Genomic DNA, 22,854 nt, shown 5'->3' on the forward strand with positions numbered 1-22,854 from the left:
TTGATGTTTCGTGTCCGGTCTTCATCTTGTTTTTTGTTCTTTCTTTACGGACTTAAATATACTGCGAAGTTACTCAAATTGTAATTTTCGCAGTATTAATAAAATATATCACAGTTTAGTGTAATTGTATATATTCCCAGAAAAAAATCATGTATTCTTTTAAATCATTTTTCCGCAAGCAGGATAATAAATAAGAGCAACCTCAAAAGCTTATTTTCGCTTAGGGGTTGCTCTTGTTAACCTGTCACTGCAACTCAAGTCAGGAAGGTTTCCGGTGCTGTCTGCTGTTCTTTCGGATGATAAATTTGGGCATTATAGGCCTGCGCATAACTGGGGGATAATTCTTCAAAATCGACAATGAACAGGTCCGGATTTCGCTTCAGGTCAAGCTCGACAAGCTGATTCATCACACGGCTGTCCTGACTGGATATAATGCGAACCACCGGAATGGTTTTGCTGTTTATGCCTGTTCCCAGAATCAAGCCGCCCTGCTGATTATTGAGCCGCACCATTTTACCCATGGGATAGATGGCCACATTCTGGGTGAAGATGTCGACAATGGCCGGATTAAAATACTTTCCTGCCGCCTGATTTAAAATGGCGACCGCATAATACACCGGCGTAGGCCGCCGGTAAGGCACCCCGGCAATCAAACGGTCATATACATCCGCGATACCGATAATTTGTGCATACTCGCAAATGGCAGTTCCCGTCAGTCCCAGGGGATAGCCGCTGCCATTCCAGCGCTCGTGATGCTGAAAGCAAGCATTAAGCACATCGACAGATAAGGTATCACAGTCCCGCAATATCTCCAAGGAATAAAAACAATGCCGCTTATACTCTTCTTTTTCATATTTGGTTAAATAATAAGGAAATTGCCGCGCCAAATGCTTGGAGAATTTAGTTTTGCCGATATCATGCAGCATGGCTGCCAGTCCCAGTTCGTGCAGCTGTTTTTCATCATAGCCCATGGCAAGCCCTGTCATGACTGACAAAATGCAAGTATTAACAGCATGGGAAAACATGTACTCTTCTTTACGGCGTATATCCAGCAGGTAAGGCATCATTGCCGGGTCCTGCTCCAGCTGATTAATGAAATTACTAACCATATTCTTGACCTGGCTAAGATTTATTCCTTTCCCGACACTAAACTGATTGATGGTCTCGCGGGCAGCCGCCATAGCCGCTTGCCGGTCCTGGGGCGTATTGAAATCCTCTATTTCAATAGCAGCTGCCTGCGACTCAGGTGTGCCGACAAACAGTGAATCAATACCTTTATTGCGGAGATACCGAAGATACCGTTCCTTAATTTCTACGCCCTCATGAAGCAAAACCGTACCATCGGCTAAAAAAAGCGGTTTTGATAGGTACATGCCTGGCTGTATTGCATCTAAAGATATGCGCTGCATAGAATCCACTCCTTCCCATGATAAGCATGCCGCCTACCAGCTTTACATATATCTATATATATATTATCGAAGATAAATAAAAATTCTTAAAAAAAAAACCGCTGATGCGGTCCTTACACTCCTTTGGCGTATGCCTGGGAAGGTTAACCGCCGGCAGCAAAATACCCTCCTGCAGCTGCCAAATGGCAGCCGCAGGAGGGTAATATATCCCGCCTACTATTAAACAGATTCTAATGAGGTAATAACCGGTGGCGTAAAGGGTACCGGAGACTCAACAACTTCCGTAGGCAGACCCATGGTATCCAGCAAATCGATAAACGGCCTGGGGTCCAGCTCCTCTACATTCACCATATGCTTTACATCCCAGGTGCCGCGGGCCACCAAAATAGCCGCCGCTGCTGCCGGAACCCCTGCCGTATAGCTTATGGCCTGAGACTCCACTTCTTGATAGCATTCGGCATGATCACAGGTATTGTAGATAAAGATTTCCCGCTTGGCTTTATCCTTGGTACCCCGGATAAAGTTCCCGATGCAAGTCTTGCCGGTATAGCCGGGAGCCAAAGACGACGGATCAGGCAGCACCGCTTTTAATACTTTAATCGGCGCAATCTCTATGCCTTCGGCTACTTTTACCGGTTTTTCCGAAAGCAGTCCAATATTATTCAAAACAGAAAACACATTCAGATAATGGTCGCCAAAGCCCATCCAAAAACGAATGGAGTTTGCATCAATGTTTTTTGACAGCGAATGCAATTCATCATGACCTGTCAGATATACCGGGCAGGTCCCTACCACCGGGAAATCATAATCCATTCTTATGGAATGAACTTTTTGCAGCACCCACTGGCGGTCAATCCAGGTCCATACCTTCTTAAATTCCCGGAAGTTAATCTCCGGATCGAAGTTGGTGGCAAAATACTTGCCATGGCTGCCGGCATTAACATCCAATATATCAATAGTATCAATGGTATCAAAATATTCTTTTTGGGCCAGCGCACACCAGGCATTAACCACCCCGGGATCAAAACCGATGCCTAAAATTGCGGTAATCCCCTGCTGCTCGCAGCGCTCTTTGCGTTTCCACTCATAGTTAGCGTACCAGGGCGGATTCTCACAAACCTTGTCTGGTTCTTCATGAATAGCCGTATCCATATACACGGCACCGGTTTCTATACAAGCCTCCAAAACCGACATATTAATATACGACTGCCCTACATTAATAACAATTTCCGACTGAGTATCTTTGATTAAATCAATCAAAGACGGAATATCCAACGCATTCACTGTCCGTGAATACAGTTTTTTTGTTGAGTCTTTCAAATGATTTTTTCGCAGTACGCTTTCAATAATGGCATCGCACTTTTGCTGAGTACGTGAGGCAATACAAATATCGCCCAGCACATCATTGTTCATAGCGCATTTATGCGCGACTACATGGGCTACGCCCCCGGCACCGATGATCAAAACATTTTTTTTCATTTCTCTCTCCTTCACTTGTCTAAAAATTTATTTTGTTAGGATAAACTATTTACAAAATCCGCGTAACTAAACTTGCGGACAACCTCTATCGTATCATCCAGCCTTCGCACAGCAATGGCCGGCATCTTGAGTCCATTAAACCAGTTCTTCTTTACCATCGTATAACCGGCGGCATCGGCAAACCGTATTTCACTGCCGACCTCCAGTTTATCTTTAAAATTAAAAGTGCCAAAAACGTCGCCTGCCAAACAAGAGCGTCCGGCAACCATGTACGGATACTTGCCGTTATCGCCGCCCTCCAGCTTGGCTGACAGCCTGTATATCAATAAATCCAGCATATGTCCTTCTACCGATGCGTCGACAATAGCGATGTCCTGCTCATTATGCACCAAGTCAACCACAGTGGTGACAAGTTCGGCACAGCCGGTAATCGCACTCTCACCCGGTTCCAGATAGACTTGTACGTCAAACGCATTAGCAAAGTCTGCCAGTTTTTTACTAAACTTTTCAACCGGATAGCCCTCTTTGGTAAAATACAACCCACCGCCAAGACTTACCCATTGAAGTTGTCTGAGCACATCTCCATAGCATTCGCCAAGGGTATCCAACTGGGCGGCAAAACCTTCAAAATCATCATTTTCGCAATTATAATGAAACATTAAGCCGCTGAGACGGGAAATTTGTTGTGTCAGCACCGCTTTGTCCACCACACCCAGCCGTGAATATTTGCGCGCCGGGTCGGCCAGATCAAAATGAGAGTGGCTGATGCCGGGGTTTACCCGCAAACCAAGTTTAGCAGTCTTGGCCAGGTCATAATACCGCTCCAGCTGGGAAACCGAATTAAAAATAATTTTGTCGGCAAAGCCGGTTATCTCCCGGATATCCTCCTCAGAATAACCCACACAATAGGCGTGAGTCTCTTTGCCAAATTTCTCATAGCCCAGGCGGGCTTCAAACAGAGAACTGGAGGTAGTGCCGTCCATATACTGCCGCATCAAGTCGAATACACACCAAGTGGAAAAACACTTGAGCGCCAGTACTGATTTGGCTCCGGATAGCTGACGTACCTGCTCAATGATTTGTAGATTGCGCAGCAATTTTTTCTCATCAATAAGATAGTAGGGAGTAGCAATTTTCATTCTTCAACGCTCCTTTATTGGACATAAAAACGAGCCACCTCGCCCTGTGCAACCCGCTAAACCGGATTGATGAACCAAGCAGCTGTGTCATCCTGCTGCGTAACCACTACTTTTTTATTTTTACTCATTAATAATAGCAAAAATCCACGCATTTGTCGATATTTCTTTAAAAACTAGCAAAAATTATGCTTAAAATCCTTCTACATCGGCAAAGCTTGCTATTATTTGCTCTGTTAGCGGCAAATATGCCAAAATTCTTCAATAGGCAGCCTCTGGCTAAAGTGCCAATCAGTGACAAGCCTCCCCGGCTACACCTTTTTTCCGGCCGCTGTCATAGTTTTGTCATATTTCCATGGTACGCTTTGGATAAGTCGATGGCACTAACAAACCTCTGACAGCCATCGTAAACCAAAACAATTTCTAAGGGAGGATATAGAATGAAAAAGAAAATTGCAACCCTGCTCACAGGCAGCCTGCTGGTAGCCGGTGTCGGTTTTGCCGCACCTATTACCGATTTACAGCAAAACGAGACTAGTATTGGCTATAACCACTACAACCTGGATGCAGCCGGGATGGATGTTGATAGTGACAACTTCTATCTGGAAAATGGAGTTTCCGACAGAGTAATTCTTGGTATCGAAAGAAACACCCTTACGGTTCCAGGATATCACACCAATTTTACCGATGTCTATGCACACTATAAGATGGACCCAAACATCCGCCTTATGCTTGGCAACCGGAACTACAGTGACGGCCCAAACAAAATGTTTTACGGTGTCGGCGCCAATGCCAACCTGGCACCGCAGCTTGACGGCTATGCCTCGGTAACTTCCAGCAGCATTGCTACCGAGTGGCAAACAGGCGTAAATTACAAGCTGAACCAGCAAGCAGCCCTCCATCTTGGCTACAAATCCTACAAAGAAGACGGTGCTCCAAGACTTGACGGCGTAGGCTTTGGTGCAAGTTACAATTTCTAGTATTTCCATGATAAATAAAAAAACTAACAACCGGGAGAAGGTTTTTCAGCCGACTCCCACTGGTTGTTAGTTTTTTTGTCTATAGCCGTTTATAAGTTTTAAAAATTCTATCGCCAGAGCTAATTGCTCCGGACTTACGCGAGCATCCATTGCCTGACCCACTACAGCAAAATAGTTAAAGTAATTTTTATCATTCAGCATTGTTCTGACTTTTGCTGCCTGCTCGATTTCTTCCAAGGTTTCCACATCATCGATTAAAAAAAATTCCACAGGGGTATTAAGTTTTTTCGCCAGCATTACAATCTTATCACGGCTTAACTGCCGGCGATTGTTTTCAATATGTGATATGTACGACTCAGTTACATTGAGCAGCTTAGCCAATTGTTCAATAGTAAGAGAAAACCGGGAACGGATATATCGTACTTTATCACCAAACTTCATCCCTTACTTTCCTCCCAAACGGTATAAAGCCTCCCGCCAAACAAATTACCGGCAACTACCTATAGCACTGTCCTCTTCCATACTCCCGCCCAGCTGCCTTAGCGCCTCTCCTACCTTGGCTTCCACTTCACCTAGCGCATGGCCAAATACCAGAACATTTACTTCCAGTTCCAGCGAATCCAGGACAATACCGCTTACATTCCTCCAGCAGTTTGAAGGAATTACATCCACCTGCTCCAAGCGGGTAAGTGACAAAAAGAGAAAATGCTCCACCGCCAGTTTTGATAATTTGGCCAGAATTTTGATATGGCCTAAAATGATGTTGTTACAGGCTACTCCCCGGCCAATGGTCATGATACATTCCCGCAATAGCTCCTCGGCTTGTGCGGTGGTCATCGGTTTTTCGAAAAGAATCCGGTAATGCCGGCTAAAAATTGCAGCGTCATCAGTCACAGCGAACGACCTCCTCAAGCACGGTAAGGGGCAACTCCTGGGCTGCGCTGGCAATTACCACCTTCAGACGCTCATCAAATTCCTGTAAATCCTGGTTAATTTTCCGGATATCCTCACCGTCCAGATCGGCTTTGTTCAGGATAATTAAATCACTGCCTGCTATCTGCCCAAGCACCAGCGGCTTTAACATAGCAATCAGCTCCGACCATCGCCCCCGGTCAACGATAGTTACCGTTTTGAATGAAGAGTAAACATTACTATATTTTTTTAGCGACTTGGCTGTCTTTGAGGGATATGCCAGACCTGTCATCTCAATGATCACCCATTCCGGATGTATTGTCTCATAAATTTCGCCGACAGCACTAATCAAATCACTGGTGATCTGGCAACACACACAGCCGCCAAATAACCGTTTTACTTGCAGGCCGCTATGGGAGAAAAGCTGGTCGTCAATCCCGTCTGCACCAATCTCGTTCTCAATAATGGCTACCGTTTCCTGCCGTATAGCTGTCAGGTATTTGGCTACCTGTAATATGGTTGTCGTTTTGCCGGATCCTAAAAAACCGCCGAAGAGCAAAATCCGCATAAATTTCTCCTCCTCTAGACTCCCGAATCTTACAACATCTGTATTCCGCGTTAAAGAATCTGACAGGTTCAGGCGGGTGGTGCCGCCTGCAAAACTAGTTAGCACGATATAATATAGATAGGTTTATAGTGTAAAGGGGTTATCCCCATAGGTTTGGAGACAACCCCTAACTGCCACAGAACTACCAGACAAATGCATCCCGGCGATAGGCTTCAAGATAGTTGCAGCAAAAATTATCCCGGCCGGCCAGCGTTTCGGCCGTAATTATGCTTGCCATCATAGCCTTATCCAGCGGATTAATAATCAAACTATCCAACCCCTTGGCAATTCCCATAACGGCAAACATTTGATTCATGAATTTCCGGTTAGGCAATCCATAAGAGATATTGGACAAGCCGCAGATAGTATGGACTCCCGGAAAGTTAGCGGTAATGACCTGTATGGCATCCAGAAACTCAATCCCGAAAGAATCACTGGTAGCCACCGGCTGAACCAAAGCATCTACATAGATATTATCAATCGGTATATTGTGCTGCACCAGATTATTGATCAGCTTATCGGCAATTTTCAGTCTGGCTTCCGTAGTCTCAGGCATACCGTCATCACTCATGCACAAAGCCACAACTTTGAGATCGGTTCCGGCAATAACCGGCAATAGCGCATAATACCGGTCTTTTTCCAAAGAGATGGAGTTAACCATCGCCGTTCCTTTATGAACGGCAAGTCCCTGCTCCACACACTTGGGGTCAGGACTGTCAATACAACACGGCAAATCAACAGCTTCCTGCACTATTTTTACCAGCCACTTGAGATATTCCGCTTCTTTTCCCACAAAAATACCAGCATTAACATCAATATAATGTGCTCCGGCTTCAAACTGGTCTTTGGCTACTTTTTGAATGGCGGCGGTATCCTGCGCCTCGATAGCCGCTGCGATAGCCTTGCGGCTGGAATTGATCAACTCACCAACAACGTTCATGATGTATTCCCCCTTCTGCCTGCGCTTCCCCGATCCCCTTAATTGACCGGTCAGTTACTTAAGATCGTACTCGGCAGGGATAAACGTATCCAGATCCAATTCGCCTTTAATTTCATGCCAGAATTTTTCTTCATCATCAGGAATAGCAGCTACCTGATTATCCATAATATCCAGCCAGTTTTTCTCACGCTCGGCAATTAACACTTCATTATTGGCAACAGCTTTTCTGATGGCATCAATAGCCAGCTTGGCACCGGCTTTGGTCTTCAGGAAAGGCGTCTTGGCCTTGACCAATTCCTTACTAAGATCCATAACAACGTCAGGCCGCAAAATATATGCCTGAGGGTCCCATTTCGAGTCAGAATCGGCGAGCAGATCCCTGAAGGTAATGCTATAGCCTTTTTGTTTGGCCACATTCATCAGCCGGCAATCATAAATCAACTGCTCAATCGAAACCACAGGGGCTATATCTGATAAGAGACGTACCGGCGTAACAGATTCATTGCTCCACAAATCGGCTACGGCTGCGGCAATATTGCCGACAGCGCTTAAATGAGCGCACGCCGCCGATTTCCCTTCCATAGCAATAGGTACACCCGCAATGGCTTTACAATATACGCCTTCATAACCGCAGTCCTTGTTGGGACCAACAGCACCGGCTTCATAAGCGGCGAGAGTTCTGGCCACACTGGCTACCCGTACTACTGCCGCAAACACATTAGGGATAAAGCCTTTGTGCGCCAGGACCATGGCAGTATTGGCAAAACCGCAGGCCGTATCGCCGGCTGCCTGGGAACCATTTTCACCGGCAATGCGCACAATATGCTCCCAGAGGAACTTCATATCCCGCGTGCCCATAACGCCCAGCGCAAAGATAACCTTGGTTAAATCGGCATTTACCAGGGCATCGTCATGGATTTCTTTACCGCCGGTGGATTCGATGGCGATAAAATCCGCCCCGCCTTTAGCTGATCCTTCTATTGTCCTGAGAAGATTGTCAAAGATCTCACCACTGCGCATTAACGGCGGCCGTTTAAATTCGCGCACATCGCCGGGGGTGCTGCGCAGAGCGCTTTTCAGCCCATATTTGGCTTCATACTCAAACATGGCATTGCGCAGCAGGTTACTGATTTCGATTCCCCATTCCGGTACCAGCGTCATCTCCGGCAGCATTTCAAATTCCACCACAAGTCCGGTTGCATATAACTCTTTGGCCCGTTTGAGAACTCCGTTAATCATTTCGGTATAAATCTCTTTGATCTCCGGCATAGTGCTTGCCGTAACTTCCATGGGCGGCAAAGTAAAGTTAAGCTCCGGATAAATTTCACCACCGCCGATAACCATCCCGTTTTTGCATTTGACAGGATTGGGAGCACTGCCATAGACAAAATCGTTTAACGAATTATACGCTAATTTTTCAAAGCTTTTTGCCATTTTGCCATACCTCCTTCAATGTATTACGTATTATTGTTTTCCCGCCAGTATTTTTTTTGCAACATCAACCGCCACTACAGCATCTTCCGCATAGCAGTCGGCATTTATGCTCTTGGCATAGGCCTCGCTGACAGGAGCGCCGCCAATCATGAATACGAACTGGCTCCGTACACCGGCCTTTTCAAATTCTTTGATTACACTGTCCATATAAGGCATTGTCGTCGTCAACAGCGCCGAGAGGCATATCATGTCGGCTCCAACCTCCTGGGCCTTGCTTAAAAATGCCTGTGCAGACACATCAATGCCCAAGTCATACATTTCGATACCGGCGCCTTTCAGCATCATGCGGACTAAGTTTTTCCCGATATCATGCAGGTCGCCTTTAACGGTACCGATAACAGCTTTGCCGATAGGCTTAACGCCGGTGGCGGTTAGAACCGGTTCCAGCACCTGCATCCCTGCATTCATTGCCTTGGCAGCCATTAACATTTCAGGCACATATATTTCATTATTTTTGAATTTTTCCCCGATAACTGCCATAGCCTCAATTAATCCCTCATTTAGTAGTGCAGTGGGATCCACTTTTTGTGCCAAACCCTCAGATACCATTTCTTTTACTTTTACACCATTTCCTTGTTGTACATAAAGCGAAAGTTGATTAAAATCCATTTTTCTTCCTCCTTTTATTTTTTATGTCTTTTGTTTGATGAACCCTTTCGACATTCTCTTTTAACTGATTTCATTATAGCATTGCTGCTATTCTGAAAATTCGCCCCATTACTGCTCTTTTGAGTACAATCCGTGCATCCGTAAATATGTGAATAGAAAAACAAATAGACAGGCAAAAAACGGCCGGCCCTCAGTCTCGAAGGGCCGGCCGGCTCTGTTTTGGCAAGGTAAGCTATGGCTGTTATGTGGCTAATCTCCGTCTCATAACAATTTTGTTCAGGTTATGTTCAAGAAAACTCTTGGCATCTTTAGCGCATTTAAAATAACAATCGGCACCAATTGCCCGGGCAAAGGTTTCGTCAACCGGGGCGCCCCCCACGGCAACAATCAGGCCCTTACGTATACCGCTGTCCTCCAGCGCATTAATAACCTTTTTCATAACAGGCATTGTCGTAGTCAAGAGTGCCGCCATCATCAGTATCTCAGCTTTGTTTTTTTCCACACACTGCAGGAACCGCTGGGGAGTTACGTCAATCCCCAAATCAACAATCCGGGCGCCGGTACTCATTACGGTTAGTTTCACCAGGTTTTTCCCGATATCATGTAAATCTCCCGCTACCGTGCCGATGACAATCGTACCTGTCTGCCGCTTCACCTTATACTTTAACTGCGGTTCTACAACAGACAACCCGGCATGCATGGCGCGGGAAGACAGCAGCACTTCCGGCACGATAACCCGCCGGTGACTGTATTTATCGGCAATCTGGTCCATGCCGACAATTAGCCCCTTCTCGAGAATAGCAAGGGCAGGATACCCTTGCGCCAGCGCTTTACTGCACAATTCTACCACGGCTTCGGCATCGCCGGTCTTGACTTTCTCGGTAATTTCGGTATAAATCACGTCAATCCCCTCCAGTTAAGACAAACTGTTACGGTAAACCAACGGTGCAACCCCAATATATTTCGCAAAAACCTTGGCAAAATAACTCTGGCTTTGAAAACCTACTGCCTGTGAGACTTGTGCGACACTGAGCTCCGGCTTTTTCATCAGCTCAACAGCCTGTTCTACCCGCACCCTGGTGATATAATCATTAACCGTACAATTAAGCTCCTGACGAAACAGCCGTGACAGGTGCGAAGGACTAATAAATAATTGTGCCGCCACATCGTCGATTTTTATTGACTGTGAATAGTGTTCCAGAATAAAGCTTCTGGCCTCACCCACCAGCCCATGGTGTCTCTTATCCTCAAGCGGCGCACTTCGATTCAAAAACACCATAACCAGATTTTTCATGTGGAAAAAAAATTCTTCCATGCGTTGGCATTCATTAATCTTCTCATTGAAGGTATCCAGCAGTACCATTACGGTTTCAGCCTCAGCGCCACCTTCCACCGCAGCGCGGGAAGCCATGGTCGCCAGTTCACTGATACGTAATTTTATGATGGCCTGCTCGCCGGTAGTCTTCACAAACAGCTGGGTCAACAAAGTATGCAGATTCTTCTCCGCCATGGCCTTATCACCAAGACGGATATAGCGGAGAAAACTTCTCTCCCGCTGCAGATAAGCAGCATAATCGTTCCCCTGCCTGGCTGCCGGGTCCTGCTGGCGTTTGCGGTCTTCCAGCTCTTTGCGAATGCGCTGCTGTATCTTATAGGTTTCAACCTTCTCCAGGACAAGCAGGTCCCGCTTCATCAGCTGGTTGACGGTAACATACAAAACATCGGCCGCCGCCTGGAAACGGGCAGGGGCAACGACATCCAGCTGCCCTGCCAGTCTCTCCATTTCGGCAAAATCATTTACTTCCGGGTTCAGTTCGCGCAGTTCCTGGTAAAAAAACTTATCCGGTTTCCAGAGCAGCACCTGGCTGCAGATAATACTTCCCAGGGAAATACCGCGTAAACTAATGGGCACCGCCCAAATAACCATTCCGGCACGGCAGCGGAAAAAGTAAGGCTCTTCCCATTTGGAGGCTTCCTGAGTAGCCTGTTTATAGGACGCCCGGCATTTAGCTACCCCGCTGGGTTTACTGCGGATATACCGGCAAAACGCGCAGCGCTCGACAGTATCAAAAAGGCCAAACGACTCCCCGTTTTTATTGACAATTGCCACATGTAGACCGGTCGCTTTGGAAAAATTCTCCAAAATTTCCTGGAGATATTGGAGATCAACCAGATTTCTGTCATTCATCGGTTTCCAACACCCCAATCTAAAAAGATACGATAACTGCTGCCAGATCAATTATAGCTTACATGGTTCTATATACATACTTTCCATGAAATAGTTGCTAAAGGTCGCGCTTCCTCCCAATTCTACGTGTCGAATATTACCAGCCTGCTGCTGCAAGCCGGCAAAGGTTCTTTGATCAAGCAGGGCCTTAACGGCTCCGGCGTGGGCGGCATTGCCTGCTGTCTTCAATTTATGCAGGCTCAACTCTGGAATCAGACCGATATCCACCGTACTTGCCAAATTGAGATGGGTCGCAAAGGTGCCTGCCAGCACAATGGAATCCAAATCGTCGATACTAAGTCCGGAAATATCTAAGAGTGTCCGGATACCGGCACAAACCGCCCCTTTAGCCAATTGCAGCTGGCTAATATCACGCTGGGTTAAAACAACATCGTTACCGTCCGGGCCATAGGCCAAAACAAATTCCCGTTTCTGCTCCCCGTCACGAATCCGGCTTATCAGTTCAGGTGCCAATTGGTCCTGCACCGCGGGATCATTAGGATTGCTGATCATGCCTGACCGGCTTATGATCCCGGCCCGGGCCATTTGCTGCACGGCTTCAATCAGTCCGGAGCCGCAGATACCGGTGGCCGTCCCGCCACCGATGACCGAGAGCGTCACTCCCTGCTCGTCGATAAGCACACGCTCGATAGCGCCAGGCTGCGCCCGCATACCATGATTAATTCCAGCCCCTTCAAAAGCAGGACCGGCCGCAGTAGAGCAAGCCCACATATTGGCTCCGTCCTGCAGGTACAATTCGCAGTTTGTACCGATATCTATCAGCAGGTGACGCCCCTTTGCCAGGAGTTCCTCCGACCCCAGAACAGCTCCCAGGGTATCGCCGCCAACAAAACCACCCACATTGGGAAATAAGACGACTTTCGCCTGCGGCTGCAGCGCCAGGCCGACTTCACCGGCCGTCAGCTCCAATGCGGTATTACACACCGACACAAAAGGCGACAAGGCCAGATAGGAGACATCAAGCCCTAAAAACAAATGATGCATAGTGGTGTTGCCCACCACAGTCGCTTTGTAAATCTGGCTGCTGTCAATGCCGGCAGCCTTGCACACGTCTTCCACTAAACGATTAATCGTACCGGCTACCGCTTCCTGCAGCAAAACCCGGTTGTCAGAACCTTTATTAGCAAAATCAATGCGGGAAATGACATCAGCTCCATAGCGTGTTTGTCCATTTTCCGCAGCCGCCAACTGTACTCTTTTCCCGGATTCCAGGTCATACAACGCAACCGCGATATTGGTTGTGCCAATATCAATGGCCGCCCCATAAACAGGGACTTTCTCCTTCCCCGGCAGCACAGCCAGAATGTGCTGATCCCATAAAACTGCCGTAACAGCAAATTTTTCCTGGCGTAATATTGACGATAAAGTTTTGAGCTGCGTCAGGCCGATCGTCAGGTTAGCCGGCAAACCGGTTTCCTGTAGCTTTGCCAGCAGCCGTTCCCGGTCCCCCCGTTCATCCGCCAGAGTTGGCCGGTCAAGCTCAACCTGTACCTGCCGCAAACCGCAGTACTCACTGTTGGCCTGCTCGGGGGCAAACAACAGGCCGGCTTTGCGGTCAACCGTACCACTATCCCCACAAACCAGCGCCATTCCCGGCCGAGGTTCAACCTGACAGGCAAGACGAATTCCCGTCGCCAGCTCCCCGGCACTCAGCTTTTCGTATTCTACCACGGACGGCTCCGGAGCAGCACTGATGATTCGTACCTTGCATTTCCCGCAGGTTCCCCGCCCGTTGCAAATATTAGTCACCGGATAATTACCGCGCAGCAGGGCGGACATGAGGTTTTCACCCTCGGTTACAACCAATGATTCAGAGTTAACCTTAATCAGCATACTCATTCTCCTCCTCCAATACTATCGGCGTGCCCGGAGGCACCCGGACAATCTCCGGCAAACGCTTACCGGTAACAACAGCAGCCAATAAGGCGAGATCTCCGGCTTCCTCACTGATCGTCCAATTAAAAAAGCCGGCAATCTTTGCTACTTTTTGGCGATATTGCTCCAGTTTATCCTCCTCACAGGGTGTACGGATAAACACCGCTTGTTCGTACCTGCCATAGAGAGTCTCAATCAGATATTGGGCATCGGCCTCTCCGTATGTATCCACATATTCCAGATATTCCGCATAGGGGTCCCGGCCATAGTCCAGCCAGCCCTGACTAAAATAATAGATTGCCGGATTTCGTTCAGACAGTGTTTGCCGCCGCCGATCCGACCCCAGTAATAAACTGATGCAATCATGAGCGTTGGGCAGCACCATCGGCACGGCGGCGGAAACCAGTCCCACTGTGGCATGGGAACACCTGCCATAGGTCAGAATAATCAGGTCATAATCCTGGCCGGCATCAATCCTCCGCTGCAGCTCCTGATGCAGCTTTTCGGGAAATGCATGCAGGGAAAAATCCAGAAACTCACAATCCATCCGGGTGGCAAACTCCAGTCCCAGCACTTCATTCCTGGTTGAGCAGCAGCCAAGCAATTTAATTCTCATTTTGCCCTCCCCCAACTTAATCACAGAAAGCAACACTAGTTAGAAAATTATACCATATTAGTTAATTTAATAATATACATATTTCCGTGTAAAGTCAAAGGCCTGGGTACCGGTAAAATTCTCACCGACTAATTGCATATTTTACAATCTGTGGGTATAATATAAGAAAAGGACTGACGTGTTGCTAGCACGTCAGCCCCTGCAGGTTGCCTAACCGGTAAACGGTTAGCCCAAGCTTTGATTATTTCAGGAAATAACCGCAGACCTTGGCCGGGGTGCGGTTATTTCTTTTCTATGAGTAAAACGACAAGCGTTGCGAATGCTATCATGAGATACATTGCCTCGAACATTGTCATTTCTACCACCCCCTTCCTTAACGGAAGGGGCTAACCGTCCCGGAGCAACCTTACGTTTATTATAGCATATTCTGCTGGTACATATAGGAAATTTTACCGGTTTGTTGCTGTCGTACCGCCCTTTTATGAGGGCGGCTTTTTGTTGTGCTATTAATGACTGTTAGCTTATTTCACCATTCACGATCATGGTCACTATCCCATCGGCAATCGCCGCCTCGTTCAGGGTCTGATTATCCAGCAGGGGGGAAATCCGGGTAAGGGTTGTCTCCGGGTTAATCGCCGGCGCCCTGGTGTTCAGCCACTCGCTGTCCTCACTGCCGGGGCTTTTCAGCTTGCCCAGCAGGGAAAGCCGTTCCTCGTACTCGGCTTTGAGCGCAGCCGCCACCCGTGTTTTATCGACATAGGTCAGGTCGTCGGATTTGAATATGGCCAGCATGCCGGCCCGGATGACGGCATCACCCTCGGTTTTGTCGGTCATGCCTTTTTCAATGGCTGCATACAGCAAACTATTGTATTCGGTAAAATAGCGGAAATCATCCCGGTACAGCGCGGCTTCCACGCTAAAAAGCATATAGTCATAGCCGGTCAGCGGCTTGGCCGACTGCGGGTCGTCGCCGTAATAAAGCTGCGAGTTTTTCACAACCAGTTTGTTGGTGTCAAACTTGCCGGCATCGGCGCCGATCACGGCAAAATAGCCGTTTTGCAGGGAGCTGCCGCCCAAACTGCCTGTACCGGCATATTCATTATGATAGACCAAATGAATGTCCCTGTCGCCGCCGGCCAACAGTTCCGACAAAGCGGTAACCGCGCTTTCCGCCACCTTGAGCGTGGCGGAAAGCTGACCGATGGTGAGCAGGCCGGAAATGCTGTTGGCCAGGGTAAGAAAGGCCGGAAAATAGTCTTTATTCATATAGGCCAGCAAGGCGGCGCTGATGGATACATTGCCGCCGCGATACGGCACCAGGTTGGTCAGGGAATAATTGAGCTGCACCCCTTTTCCCAGCGAATTTTCATTCAGATTCAGGGCCAGCGGGCCGGCCACACTGGGCAATTCCCGGGCGGCATCAGAGCCGAACTGCAGACTGACGACAGAGGAGACCACCGGCACATACTTGCGAAAGAGTTTCCGGTCATTTTTCAAGAACATTTCTGCCAGGCGCAGGCGGAAATAATGCTGGCCCTCCTGAAACACGACCGTTTCCACGTCGGACGTTACCGGCGCGTATACGTAATGCTTGGATTCCTTGATAAACAAATGAGCAAACCAGTCAATCAGCCCCATACTATTCCCTCCTGCCGCCTGCCGGCAAAGTCGTATCCCCCTGCCGCAGGCGTTGTTATTTTTTTTCCTCAAGCTTGAAAAAAGCGTTGTAGTTGGCCACTACCTGGTTAGCGCTTTCAATAGCGGCGTTTCTTTCCCTGATAATGAAATTCACATCATTTCCCGAAGCGTCAATATAGCCCTGCGCGGCTTTTAAGTAGGCGTCCACAGCGGCGATATAGGCGGCAGTGGCTTTGGCATCATTCATGGAAACCGGCGGCACCGGCAGCGGCGGCAGCTTTTCCTGCACAGTCGGATAAACGGCGGCAAAATTAGTGGCCGCCGGATCGGCAGGCACCGGCGCCGGCGGCTGCTCCTGGGCGGCAAGCGCCAGGCCTGCTACCCCCAGACAAAATAGAACCATAGCAATCCAGATTAATTTTTTCACAGTATCTCCTTCTCCTGTCCGTGTTTTTAATTCTGCGCAGTGTCAGCCCAAATTTTGCGCATGAGCACAGGGTATTCATCCTGCAGGTGGCGCAGAATGACATCAAGGGTCAGACTGACGAGCTGCGGTTCGAATTGTTCCGGCACAGCAGTCAGGCAAACGTCCAGAATCAGGGCATCGTCTTCGCTGATAAAATATTTGAAACTCTTATAGGTGCGGTTCAGTTCATTGACATAGGCGAGAACACTTTGGCGGCCCGGCCCCTGGACAACCGCCGGCACAACCCGCACCTGCAGTGGTGTATGCAAGGTGTCGTCGGTGACAAACATGACCGGCAGTTGCTGTCCGCCCACCTCCAGATTGGTGCGGAAGATAACGGTGTGCAGATCGTCGTCCATAGCCTGTACACCAAAACAGGTAATCTGACCGGCCGTTAAAAAATCCTGAAACTTGTTAGCTTTGATATTGCTGTTTTGCATGTGTCTTTCCCCTATTCTGTCTAAATTTTGCCGATGCCGTTACCGGCCTGGTTACACCCCGAACTGGTCGGCGGCAATCCACTCCATATTGAGGAGCGACCAAAAATCTGTCGCCAGCTTATTGAGGACATATTCATACGGCAGCCAGCCGTAGCCGGAGTCGCCCCAGGCACTGCCCCAGGAATTGCGGATAAGAAGCGCGCCGGTGGTTTCCCGGTTGTATTGGGTGTTTGTAATTTTCAAATTATCATCATAGCCAAAGGCCGCCACCGCATGGCCCCAGCTGGCCTTTTCATCCGGGCCGGGACCGGGGATGCCGCCGGGAACATCGGTAGCGGCAAACGAAGCAAAGCCGTAGAAGCCGAACATGGCCGGCACACCGGCGGCCAGATATTTTTTCACACTGCACAGCACATCAGCCGGTACCGTATTAGTGCCGGCAGGGTCGTGGCAGAAATACTGCAGCGCTTCATAGTTGTCGGCCACGGCATAGACAAAGGACGTCGGCTCTTTGTCAAAATCGGGAACCTTGTCGGTATAGGGCCAGTATTTTTCCGGCGGTACGCCGCACAAGACCAATGACCCCATGGTATCGCGGATGTAAGACCCCTGGTCGCCGCTCACGCCTTGCAGGTTGCGGGCATTTTTATAGATAAACAGCCGCGAGGCGGCAAAATGCCGGCCAAAGGCCCGGTTCTGAAAGTATTCAATAATGGCCGCCGCCGCGTGGGCGGTGCAGGCCCCCAGCTGGCCCTGATCCGGCACCGGCGTGCTGCACCATTGGCGCAGGTCGGCCTTGGGCGGCAGCGGCGCAATCTTGTCAAGCCCCAGTCGTTTGATGATTTCCCGCAATTTGGGATGGCATTCGGTGTAGTCGCGCAGGTCAGGCAGCGGCGGCAGCCAGCCTGTCCCCACCGTGCGGTTGCCAGGTAACACTACTTGCAGTTTCATGTAATCTATCCCTCCTCTGCCAGAAGCAAAATGACTGTCCCCTCGCTTCCTGTTTCCTTGCTTCTGCTAACACAGCATTGCCATGATAATAAGGAAGCAAGGGATATATGTATCACCCTGCTTCCCCGTTTTTAATGCGAAATTGCAAACTTAGTACGGAAATACAGCTCTTCTTTGACACAGTTGGTAAAAATCAGCTCAAATAACGCCGTATCGTTCTTAATCTCTTTGTGCAACAAATTGGCCAGGTACAAAAAGACACAGAAATTATCGCGGGTTATTTCGGCTTTCTCGCTCTGAGACAAAGCCTGGGGCGAATGCCAAAAAGAGTCAAACGGCACCATGCTGCCACTGCTGCGCAAATGGGCTGCGATATCAGGCCAGCCGGTTTGCAGCAGCGCGGTAGCCAATTCGAGTGCCCTGCCCTGGTTGTCCCTTGTCTGTTCAACCGCCAACAGCAAGCCTGCCGCTTTGTGGCAATATCCTGCTACGAAAGCATCGGCCTGCTGACGGTAATAATACTCATAAAAAGGCTGACCGGCCGCCGGCTTACCCAAAAAAGCTTCTTCGCGATAAAGCCTGTCCAGTTCCTGGCACAAGCGCTCCCTGCGCGCGATGGCCAACGCCACCGGGGGAATGATGTCCAGTACAAACGTGCTGTTCTGCTGTGCTGCCTGCTTATCGGCGTTTATTGTTATTCCTCCTTTTGCAACCGGTTAACTGTCATTCTTAGTAAGCTAAAACGGTTCATAGGATATTGGCATCAGAACGTATATTGCATGGTTGCATAATACGTCCGTCCCTGCTGCGGCATAGGCGTATTTAGAGACTGGTTCATATACCTCTGATACATCAATTGTTTAGGCCCTTCGTTGCCAATATCATTGACACCGACTGTCAGATTAACGCTGGGGTTGAATCTGTGTTTCACCGCAAGATTGACAAACCTTATCGGATCACACCAGGCTTCTTCCGTGTTAACTGTACTGTACTGATTCACAACTTTGCCTAAATAATGCAGTTCGGCAATGACAGATGTTTTCCGGTCGTTAAAGTTATAGGTCAGGCGGGTATTGGTTTCCCATTTGGGGATGTTGGTGAAAGGCTGATCAACCGACTCTTTGGTGCCGTATTTGCCCAATTGCTTGGTCAGCTTGGAATTGTTATAGGTCACGGCTTGCTCCAGCTCCCAGTTCTTCCACTTGAAGCGGGTTTCGTACTCAATCCCGTCAATCTGGCCTTCGCCGAAGTTGGTATACATCGCCGTTCCTCTAAAGGTGATAAAATAGGAGGTCAAATCCCGCACATGACGGTTGAAATAGGTCAGGGACATGTCGGCGTCAGCGCCTAAGGCCCGGCCCCGCCAATCCACGCCAAGATCAAACTGATTGCCATGCTCCCAGGTGACGTCGCCGCCGACACAGGCTGCATTTCTTGGCTCAACCATCATACTGCCGTCACCGAACATTTCATAGAAGTTGGGGGCTTTATTGTAGGTGCCGTAGGTGGCCCGGACAGCCAGCCCGTCGTGGATGTTTTTCTTCAGGCCGACGCCATAGGAGTACTGCCAGGCATTTTCCTCGTCCGTAAAGGTGTTCATTTCCATCTTTTGCGCCCGGACGATGGGCGACAGCAGCAGCGACTTATGCCGGTCGAGCGCAATATTGTCCTGAAGCTGGAAATAATAGTTCTTGATGTCATAATGCGGCAGCCATTGGCGGGTACTGTTCGCTGGCACGACTGTCGTATAACCCCAATAGCTGGCATTTACATCCATCGTTTCCTTAGAGTATTTAAACAGGAATTCCAGCATGTGATTGCCCAGCTGCCAGCTGCCGTCAACGGCGGCGCCGTAGACTTCGTTATCAAAGTTGGAGTATTTGATGCCGGCCGGCGTCCACTTGGTTACCGGCGAGGTGGCCCGGGCGCGCTTGTCGTTATTTTCGTAGTTCAGCTTCCAGCCCCATTCCAGGTTGTCGTCACTTTGCCGGCGGCCCACCTCCATCCGGTATTTGTCGGTGATCATATACCGGTAACCGCTGCTGAGCTCGGGGATGTCAATCTGGGCGGCGGAATTGATGCCGTCAGGAATGCCGGTATTTTTCCGGTCATACTGGAATTTGGCAAACCAGTTGTCGTCCTGCCATTTGAGCATGGCCGAGGTATTCCGGTAGTAATTGTGCTGCCGTGTTCTTTCGGCGCCATAGGTATCCACTTCTTTTTGATAATAAGGTCTCGGATGCTGCTGATAGTTAAAATCGCCGCGGGCCTGGTCGCGGCTCAGATTGAACATCAGCGTACCGCTGCCTAACGGGGCAACGGTTTCCAGCGCGCCGGTATAGCCACCGAAGGAGCTGGCACCCTGTTTCACCGTCACGCCAACCTTTTCAGGCTTTTTCGTCACGATGTTGATGGCGCCGCCGATAGCCGCGCCGGCAAACCGGGCCGGCACATAGCCCCGGTAAACCTCCACCTTAGCTACATTTTCAAGCGGGATCAAAGACAGGTCGACGCCGGTTTCGGCGGCGGAATTGACTAATATACCGTCAATATAGATATTGACCTGTGCGCCGGTTGAACCCCGGACACGGGCTACGGCGTAGTGGCCGGTCCCCTGGACGCGCTGCACAAAAACGCCGGCTACCGTTTGCAGGATATCGGGCAGAGTCTTTTGCTCACCTGCGAATTTGGCAGTATCCACTACGGTAACTGTTCCCGGCGAGAGCTTTTTCTCCCATTCCGGCCGAGGCGCTTCAACAAGGACAGCACCGAAGGTGTAGCCGGCAGGGTTTTCCACCGCAGCGGCGCTTCTGATGTCAGACCCAGCTGTTGCCGGTGCCGGGGCAGTTGGGGCATCCGCCGCAGCCGAAGCTGCCGGGACATCCGGGGCAGTTGCCGCCGACAGGTTAGCAGTGTCCACTTGAGCGGTCTGGCTGTCAGCCGTTAGGGCCTGGCCTGCTGCCAGCCCGGTACTTGCCGGCGGACCGGCTTGCTGCAGGTTAGCTGCTGCCTGGTCCACACTAAGAGCGACGGCTGCCGGCTTGTCTGCAGCCGCTTTCCGGTTGGGGTCGGGACCGGCGTCCCAATACCATTGTAAGCCGCCGTTAACCATCCAGTCGGTTTTGACTTCACCGCCCAGAGTCTTGGTCAGCTCCAGATAGGCGGTGCCTTTGCGCGAGATGGCCTTGGTGGCGCCCAGGCTCAGATCGACCCAGGTATCCTTATGTGTGACCGGCTCCATTGTCAGGGTGCTGTTGCCAAAGCCGGCCAGGCTGCGCTTGGCGCCGATGAAGTCATGGTTTACCATGACCTTGGCATAGACATCACTGGGATAATCGGTATTTTCCTGATTTTTTTTGCCCAGCAGCACCCCCACCCGGCCGGTGAGGAAGTCCTGGCTGTCCTGGCGAATTTGCACGCCATTCCGCAGGGCAAAGGCGGCAGCGCCCAGCCTGGCGTAGGACAGGCCGGCCTGCGGCTCAAAGTAGACGCCGTTGGCCAGATTTTTCCGGTAGCCGTACAGCGCGTTAAGCCCGTAGTTCCAGGCTTTGTAATCATTGTCCCGGCTGACGATGCCGGAGGAATCGGTAAAGTCATAGCTGTTTTCCAGCCGGGAAATGCGGGCGGTGAGATCGAAGAAACGTCCGTCTTTTCCCTGCCAGCTGGCATAGGCGCCCAGGCTATTGCCTGTCAGGTCGCTTTGGCCTGACAGGAAGGAGGCTTTAGCGTCGGTATAACCTAAATAAGTGCCGTAAAACAGTTTGCCGTCATAAAAATCCCCCTGCCGCTCTTTTTCAAAGCCTACCTGGATATTGCTGAAATACTGGTCAATGCTGCGGCCATAGGCGCTGTCATACTTGTACTTGCCGCGGGACATTTTCGCCCACAGGCTGGCTTCCGCATGGCCCTCCGGCGTCGTCAGCAGTTGATTGGTAGCGGCCCGGTTCTGATTGGCCAGACGCAAATCCTGGGTATGACCGAAAATAGCATTGTCCTCAAAGCGGTGCAAATTCAGCAAGGCCCGCTGGTTGTCGGCAGCAGCCATGACCGACTCGGAGGCCAAGCCGGAATTGGTCACGGTGTAGCCATTCATATTATACTCAACACTACCACTAGCAGGATTGCCCCCTTGTGGAGGATTAATATCTTCCTCAATTTCACCCGGTATTACCAGATACTTGGTCAGAGGCGCATCCATCAGGGTAGCCTGGCCGACGACATCCAGCGTCTCGCCCAAGGCCGCAGCCTGTTCCGCGGTTAAGCCGCCAAACGTAGCTATTAAATATCTTCCCCCTGAGCCTGATGTCTTCGTCGGATCGGCAACAAAGGAAGCAGGATTTTGGGAAAAATCCACCAGCTGCGGTCTAAAGGTTCCGTCAGGCATCTCTACCGTAGCCACATTGACATAGCTGATTTGATAAAAGAGCCGGATGCCGCCTTCAGCGTTCAGCCTGGCAATGGTAGGGTTGTTTAATACTACTAGCCGTGGTACAAATACATTGCTGGCCTGCCCCCCATGATCGGTAGAACTCATGCCAACGCTTGTCCGGTAGGTGAAATCACCGTTTAAGGTTAGATTAGTAATTCTAAGCGAACGGCCCTTACTGGTAACCTGCGTGTCATAATCGGTATCATAATACACATTGACATCCGGATCATAAGCCGTGCTGCGGAAATAGGCTAAATCGATAGCGGCATTATTGCCTAAAACAAGCTTTTCTACTGCAATATTATTCGCGGCACTATTTGGATCTACATGACCCGTAGTCTTATAGATATCGACAGGCCGCCAGATATAGCCGTCGCCAATGGTTACGGACGTGTAATACCCCGCTCTGCCGGAGTTGCCGCTGGGCTTTTCATAGCCTGCGTCGGTGTAAATCGCATTGCCCACCGTGGTATCGGTCGCTGTATCAATTTCCTGTTTGACTACCGGCGTCACAGTGGGGGCGGCGTAGACCGGGGCGGATAAAGCCAGGCAAATAGCCAGCGCCAGCAGCCGCTGCTTGCGCCGATGTTGTTTACCGGCAGACTTACGTTTGTACTGCACAAAA

At 49.7% G+C, this 22,854-nt stretch carries 21 protein-coding genes; 1 reads left to right on the forward strand and 20 read right to left on the reverse strand.

Annotated features, from left to right (window positions below; genetic code table 11):
- Positions 1–254 precede the first annotated feature (254 nt).
- The 3 genes from SPSPH_RS14405 to nspC form a co-directional block, all read right to left on the reverse strand.
- Entirely contained in the window at positions 255–1,409 is a 1,155-nt protein-coding gene (locus SPSPH_RS14405) for an HD-GYP domain-containing protein (RefSeq protein ID WP_075757537.1), read from the reverse strand.
- A gap of 219 nt (positions 1,410–1,628) precedes the next feature.
- A complete protein-coding gene (locus SPSPH_RS14410; RefSeq protein WP_075757536.1) occupies positions 1,629–2,888 on the reverse strand; it encodes a saccharopine dehydrogenase family protein in 1,260 nt (419 codons plus the stop codon).
- A gap of 35 nt (positions 2,889–2,923) precedes the next feature.
- A complete protein-coding gene (nspC, locus tag SPSPH_RS14415; RefSeq protein WP_075757535.1) occupies positions 2,924–4,027 on the reverse strand; it encodes a carboxynorspermidine decarboxylase in 1,104 nt (367 codons plus the stop codon).
- Between the two features lie 437 nt (positions 4,028–4,464).
- Here nspC and SPSPH_RS14420 point away from each other — a divergent pair, with 437 nt between their 5' ends.
- Complete coding sequence (locus SPSPH_RS14420; protein WP_075757534.1) at positions 4,465–5,004, forward strand: hypothetical protein; 540 nt, start codon at positions 4,465–4,467, stop codon at positions 5,002–5,004.
- A 66-nt stretch (positions 5,005–5,070) separates the two neighbouring features.
- Here SPSPH_RS14420 and SPSPH_RS14425 read toward each other — a convergent pair whose 3' ends face one another.
- The 17 genes from SPSPH_RS14425 to SPSPH_RS14500 form a co-directional block, all read right to left on the reverse strand.
- The gene (locus SPSPH_RS14425; protein WP_075757533.1) at positions 5,071–5,445 is read right to left on the reverse strand and encodes a helix-turn-helix domain-containing protein; all 375 of its coding nucleotides are present in this window, start codon (positions 5,443–5,445) and stop codon (positions 5,071–5,073) included.
- Between the two features lie 45 nt (positions 5,446–5,490).
- Positions 5,491–5,898 (reverse strand): hypothetical protein, encoded by a 408-nt coding sequence (locus SPSPH_RS14430; RefSeq protein ID WP_075757532.1) that lies wholly within the window; start codon positions 5,896–5,898, stop codon positions 5,491–5,493.
- A complete protein-coding gene (locus tag SPSPH_RS14435) occupies positions 5,891–6,484 on the reverse strand; it encodes a GTP-binding protein (protein WP_075757531.1) in 594 nt (197 codons plus the stop codon). Before SPSPH_RS14435 ends, SPSPH_RS14430 begins: the two co-directional genes overlap by 8 nt.
- 181 nt (positions 6,485–6,665) lie before the next feature.
- Complete coding sequence (locus SPSPH_RS14440; RefSeq protein ID WP_075757530.1) at positions 6,666–7,463, reverse strand: methyltetrahydrofolate cobalamin methyltransferase; 798 nt, start codon at positions 7,461–7,463, stop codon at positions 6,666–6,668.
- A gap of 54 nt (positions 7,464–7,517) precedes the next feature.
- A complete protein-coding gene (locus tag SPSPH_RS14445; RefSeq protein ID WP_075757529.1) occupies positions 7,518–8,897 on the reverse strand; it encodes a methyltransferase MtaB domain-containing protein in 1,380 nt (459 codons plus the stop codon).
- Positions 8,898–8,927: 30 nt separating this feature from the next.
- The gene (locus tag SPSPH_RS14450; protein WP_075757528.1) at positions 8,928–9,566 is read right to left on the reverse strand and encodes a cobalamin B12-binding domain-containing protein; all 639 of its coding nucleotides are present in this window, start codon (positions 9,564–9,566) and stop codon (positions 8,928–8,930) included.
- 241 nt (positions 9,567–9,807) lie between these two features.
- Positions 9,808–10,467, reverse strand: coding sequence for a corrinoid protein (locus SPSPH_RS14455; RefSeq protein WP_075757527.1), 660 nt, complete (start codon positions 10,465–10,467; stop codon positions 9,808–9,810).
- 15 nt (positions 10,468–10,482) lie between these two features.
- Positions 10,483–11,754, reverse strand: a complete 1,272-nt coding sequence (locus tag SPSPH_RS14460) for a PocR ligand-binding domain-containing protein (RefSeq protein ID WP_075757526.1) — start codon at positions 11,752–11,754, stop codon at positions 10,483–10,485.
- A gap of 51 nt (positions 11,755–11,805) precedes the next feature.
- Positions 11,806–13,647, reverse strand: a complete 1,842-nt coding sequence (locus SPSPH_RS14465) for an ASKHA domain-containing protein (protein ID WP_075757525.1) — start codon at positions 13,645–13,647, stop codon at positions 11,806–11,808.
- Positions 13,637–14,305, reverse strand: a complete 669-nt coding sequence (locus SPSPH_RS14470) for a DUF1638 domain-containing protein (RefSeq protein WP_075757524.1) — start codon at positions 14,303–14,305, stop codon at positions 13,637–13,639. The genes SPSPH_RS14465 and SPSPH_RS14470 overlap by 11 nt, the downstream gene beginning before the upstream one ends.
- 281 nt (positions 14,306–14,586) lie before the next feature.
- Positions 14,587–14,661 (reverse strand): putative holin-like toxin, encoded by a 75-nt coding sequence (locus SPSPH_RS23550; RefSeq protein WP_422397036.1) that lies wholly within the window; start codon positions 14,659–14,661, stop codon positions 14,587–14,589.
- Between the two features lie 160 nt (positions 14,662–14,821).
- A complete protein-coding gene (locus SPSPH_RS14475; RefSeq protein WP_075757523.1) occupies positions 14,822–15,943 on the reverse strand; it encodes a hypothetical protein in 1,122 nt (373 codons plus the stop codon).
- 55 nt (positions 15,944–15,998) lie between these two features.
- Positions 15,999–16,370, reverse strand: coding sequence for a hypothetical protein (locus tag SPSPH_RS14480; RefSeq protein WP_075757522.1), 372 nt, complete (start codon positions 16,368–16,370; stop codon positions 15,999–16,001).
- 26 nt (positions 16,371–16,396) lie between these two features.
- Entirely contained in the window at positions 16,397–16,849 is a 453-nt protein-coding gene (locus SPSPH_RS14485) for a YbjN domain-containing protein (RefSeq protein WP_075757521.1), read from the reverse strand.
- A 51-nt stretch (positions 16,850–16,900) separates the two neighbouring features.
- A complete protein-coding gene (locus tag SPSPH_RS14490) occupies positions 16,901–17,800 on the reverse strand; it encodes a C1 family peptidase (protein ID WP_075757520.1) in 900 nt (299 codons plus the stop codon).
- Positions 17,801–17,931: 131 nt separating this feature from the next.
- A complete protein-coding gene (locus SPSPH_RS14495; RefSeq protein ID WP_143559028.1) occupies positions 17,932–18,429 on the reverse strand; it encodes a hypothetical protein in 498 nt (165 codons plus the stop codon).
- Positions 18,430–18,563: 134 nt separating this feature from the next.
- Positions 18,564–22,850, reverse strand: coding sequence for a TonB-dependent receptor domain-containing protein (locus SPSPH_RS14500; RefSeq protein ID WP_075757518.1), 4,287 nt, complete (start codon positions 22,848–22,850; stop codon positions 18,564–18,566).
- Positions 22,851–22,854: the final 4 nt, after the last annotated feature.

Source organism: Sporomusa sphaeroides DSM 2875, assembly GCF_001941975.2.
GTDB classification, from domain to species: Bacteria; Bacillota; Negativicutes; order Sporomusales; family Sporomusaceae; genus Sporomusa; species Sporomusa sphaeroides.